Raw genomic sequence first — 4682 nt, forward strand, 5'->3', positions numbered from 1 at the left:
TTATTATGTCGTAGCAGAAAAGGGCAGATATGGATTCTGCCCCTACGGGTTCGTCGGATAAAATAACCACCAATGGCATCCGCCCGACCCGAACACCCAATAAATAATTTTCAGACCAAATTGTTGCTGTTTCGCATCGTCGCGACCGAGGCCGAAAACATGCGTAAGGGCGGATTCCATATCAGGAGGACTAACGAACCTTACTCTCCCCGTTTTTTCCCGTCCAACCGGTCGGCCAAACGACTTGCTCGGAGATGAGTATAGCGTGACAGCATCTGCAAAGATTTGTGCCCCGTTATTGGTTGAATTTCCAGCATATCCAAATCTGTGTTTTCAAACAGTCGACTAGCTGCTTCATGTCGCAAATCGTGAAATCGCAAATTTTCGATCTTGGCCTTATCTCGGAGGGCGCAAAATTTTTCGGTTATCTGGCTTTTTTGCAAACCAAAAACATTTCCTTGCGTGGGGATGGTTTTGCTGGGGAGCAAGCCCTTGAGAATGACGATGGCTTTGGACGATAGTGGAGCCGTTCGGGATTCTCCATTTTTTGTGTGTTTCAAGTAAGCAGTTTTCGTTTTGAAGTTAATCCGGTCCCACGTCAATTCTGCAATTTCGCCTCGCCTCATGGCTGTTTCAATTGCAAACAAGATGATTGCTCGCATTTTTGTCGAAGCATGTTTAAGCACCCATTCCTCTTCACTGAGCACTTTTCCCTCGACCTCAATAGCTGTATGCAGACGTCTGTCTCGACCCGGGGGAAGTTTTGGCCGGTTAATTTTTTTTACAGGATTTGACAATGATTCCATGCCCCAATCTTTCGTCGCAACACCGTACAACACAGATATTTTATCCAAGTCAAGACGGATAGTGTTGGCACCTGCCCCTTCTTTTTCCCTGATTTTAACAAAATCAGCCAGGTCCTTGCCCCGGATAGACGCAAGAAACCGATTAGCAATAGGATAGGTCAAAAGATGATTGATCCGGTTATTTTCTTTCCGGGGGTGCGCATATCGTGGCACATACTCCTCAATAAATCGTTCGAACGCTTCTTTCAATGTCGTATTTTCGGCTTCCTTCCGGGAAACAAACACTCCCCGATCCATCTCGCCTTCAATTTCTCGAGCCCAAGGCTTCTGCATCGGATTTTGTTTCAAAGGTTTTCGTCTGATTAGGCCATCCCTTGCGCCTGATCTTGACTTGCCATTGATTTTTTCCTCGTTTGCGAAATGTCGCCATTTTTGTCTCCCGGGAAGTGTCCCATGGTTTTTTGCACTGTCCCAAAATTGTCCCAAAAAAGCAATCAACGCAAAAAGGGGTTACGCTCCATTAGCGTAACCCCTTGTTTTTCTTGGTGCGCCCGGCAGGATTCGAACCTGCGGCCAACGGCTTAGAAGGCCGTTGCTCTATCCAGCTGAGCTACGGGCGCAACCTTTTGAATTGTCAACAGGTTTTAAAAATTATTGGTCCAACGGACTGCCTGTCGACAGATAGGAGCTGATAGGGAAGATCATCACAAATGTCAATAGATTATATGGTTCTTGGGACCAATTGAGTTTCTCATTTGACAAAGGTCGGGACTTGGCCAAAAAAAGCGGGTCGTTGAGGCTGGTTGTAACCTGATTGCCGCGATCTGCTCGGTGCGGATGCGGATTGTTTCTCCTCGCCTTTTGGGGGGGCGGGGAAACAGGGCACGGCGCGCCGTGCACCTTGTACGTTATAGAAGACGGAGGCAGGGAACTGGTGACGGAAATATATGTCTGATACTCTTTTTTTTCCGGATTGGGCATCCTTTGCAGCCCATCTTGATTCGCTGGGGCTTTTTCGTATGAAACCAGGGCTGGAGAGGGTGGTTGCCGGGATCGAGCGGCTTGGCCTTGGAAACCCATCCCAGGGCATGGTTCATATTGTCGGTACCAATGGTAAAGGATCAACAGCCGCGTTTCTCCATGCCATGGCAAGGGCACACGGGCGGACCTCCGGGGTGTTCTCTTCCCCGCATTTCGTGACGCCCCGGGAACGTATCCTTATAGATGGGAATATGCTTTCCGAACATGAGTGGATCGATCTGGCCAACCGGGTGTATGCATCGTGCCCCAGGGTCGATTTTTCCTATTTCGAACTTTTGACCCTTATGGCCATGCTTGCCTTTGTTAGAAACAGGGTTGATCTGGTCATCATGGAGGCCGGCCTCGGCGGGACCTGGGACGCCACGTCGGCCTTTGTCCATGATCTGACATTGGTCACCCCGGTTGGTCTGGACCACGAACACGTTCTTGGGTCGACCCTGGAGGCCATAGCCACGGACAAGGCCGGGGCCATCCAGGGTGGGGAGGTGGTGTGTGCTCCGCAGGAAGAGGGGATAGCCGATCTTTTCAGGAAGCGGGCAGAGGAGAAAGGGGCAGGGTTCCATCGCCTGTCCGACGTTGTTGCGCCGGATCATTCGCATGACGGTTTTGTCTGTCCGGCCGGAAAAATAATGGACATGGATCACACCGAACTCGGGCTTGCCGGTCCCTTCCAGAAGACCAATGGCATGCTCGCCCTTGCCGGATGGTCGGTTTTCACCCGGTTCAAGGGGTGGCCATTTTCGGCATTGAACTGTATGCAGGGGCTCACCAAGGCAGTCCATCCGGGTAGAATGCAGGTTATTGAAGGTGATCCGACCTTTCTTTTGGATGGGGCACATAATCTGATGGGGCTCAGGGCCCTTGCCGTGGGTCTTGGACACATGGATTTTTGTCCCGATGTCATGATTTTTTCCTGTATGGAGGACAAGAATCTCCTGGACGATTTGGAGCTGGTCAGAGGATTGTGTGGTGGGCGGATTCTGGTTCCGAACATACCGGGTAACGACAGGGCCATGGACGGGCGTCAACTGGCCGGACTGCTCGGTTCCCGCGCCGTGGGGTGCGTGAATATGCAGGAAGCCCTCGATTGGGTCGGAACACCATGTAAGAGGGTGCTTGTGTGCGGGTCGTTGTTTCTGCTTGGGGAGTTTTTTCGGATACGGGGATAGGTGGTATGTTTTAGGCTGTACGTTTTAGGTGTTGGGTTTTAGGTGAGTAGCCGGGGAGGGGGAAGAGGGAGCCCCCGGGGGGGGCTCCGAGGATTTGCAGTTTCCTCATGCCAACCACCTAAAACGTAAGCCGCAGTGCTGATTCCTGGAAAACGTACCTGAATAATTACTGCTATAATTGTTTGGTTTTTTTGGCTGCGTACATCATCACGAACAAGGAATGGGATCTTGAAAAATTTGTTCAGAATGCTTCCCTCGGTGGATAAACTTTTACACGCTTTTGCTACGCGCAAGGAGCTCGATCACATCTCCCAGCCCATGCAGCGGGAGGAGATCAATCATTTTCTGGATCTGTGCCGGCAGGAGATACGGGACAAGGTGGTCATCGATCCCGGGGACCTTGAATGGGGAAAAGTGGTCAACAGGGCGGTTTCCTTTGTTCGCTCCCAGTCCCGGCCCCATTTTCGTCGAGTGCTCAACGGGACCGGTGTTGTGGTGCATACCAACCTGGGGCGGTCCATCCTGGCGGACAGTGCTGCGGGTGCGGTGGCCGATGCGTGTCACCATTATTCCAATCTGGAATTCGATCTCGCCACCGGCAAACGGGGCATCAGGTATGCCCATGTGGAAAAACTCCTGTGCAAACTTACCGGTGCAGAAGCCGCCCTGGTGGTCAACAACAACGCCGCGGCAGTGTTGCTCATTTTGGACACTTGGGCCAAGGGCAGGGAGGCCATTGTTTCCCGCGGGGAACTGGTTGAGATCGGTGGCTCGTTCCGTATCCCCGAGGTCATGGCCAAGAGCGGGGCCACGCTCCGTGAGGTGGGAGCCACCAACCGGACCCATGTGCGTGATTATGAAAATGCCATCAACGAGAACACTGCAGTGCTCATGCGCGTGCATACCTCCAATTACCGGATCATCGGATTCCACAAGGCGGTCAGTCAGGAGGAATTGGTGGCCCTGGGGCACAAGCACGATCTGCCGGTCATCGAGGACATGGGCAGCGGGAACCTCTTTGATTTTTCCACCTACAACATGATGCCCGAACCAACGGTCCAGCAGACCGTTGCCGCCGGTCTGGACGTGGTCTCCTTCAGCGGTGACAAGCTCCTGGGGGGGCCCCAGGCCGGGATCATCATCGGACGAAAAAAATACATCGACCCGATCAAGACGAACCAGCTCAACCGGGCCCTGCGCATCGACAAGATGACCCTGGCCGCATTGGAGGCCACGCTCCGGTTGTATCTCGATCCGGAACTTGCCAGAACACATGTGCCCACCCTGTCCATGATCACGGCTGCCCCCGCTTTCCTCAAGTCCAAGGCGCGGAGAATGAAACAACGGCTTGCGCGGTATTTCGGGGACCGGCTGGATCTGGCACTGATTCCCGGAGTCTCCAGGGTCGGCGGAGGGGCCTTTCCCGAACAGGATATTGCCACCACTCTGGTCGGGATCAAGGGGGCCACGTGGTCGGCTGACGCATTGAAAACCGCCTTGCTGGCCACAAATCCGCCTCTTGTAGGACGCATCGAGGATGATTGGTTCTGCCTCGACCCACGGACCCTCGATTCTCGGGAGATGGGGTTGGTGATCGAGGCGTTGGAGGAAGGGGAAAAAGGGGTAAGGGGTAAGGCGGGAAACGGGAGACGGGAAACGGGAGACG

At 53.3% G+C, this 4682-nt stretch carries 3 protein-coding genes and 1 tRNA gene; 2 read left to right on the forward strand and 2 right to left on the reverse strand.

Annotation, left to right across the window (positions count from 1 at the left end):
- Positions 1-200: 200 nt before the first annotated feature.
- Complete coding sequence (locus ACY692_RS14150; protein ID WP_462326028.1) at positions 201-1154, reverse strand: site-specific integrase; 954 nt, start codon at positions 1152-1154, stop codon at positions 201-203.
- A 195-nt stretch (positions 1155-1349) separates the two neighbouring features.
- Positions 1350-1426, reverse strand: a tRNA-Arg gene (locus ACY692_RS14155).
- 327 nt (positions 1427-1753) lie between these two features.
- Between ACY692_RS14155 and ACY692_RS14160 the strand changes: the two genes are divergently transcribed.
- The gene (locus tag ACY692_RS14160; protein WP_462326029.1) at positions 1754-3016 is read left to right on the forward strand and encodes a bifunctional folylpolyglutamate synthase/dihydrofolate synthase; all 1263 of its coding nucleotides are present in this window, start codon (positions 1754-1756) and stop codon (positions 3014-3016) included.
- 228 nt (positions 3017-3244) lie between these two features.
- On the forward strand, positions 3245-4682 hold a 1438-nt coding region (gene selA, locus ACY692_RS14165), incomplete at its 3' end, for an L-seryl-tRNA(Sec) selenium transferase (RefSeq protein ID WP_462326030.1).

The sequence above is a fragment of the Desulfoplanes sp. genome, assembly GCF_054921335.1.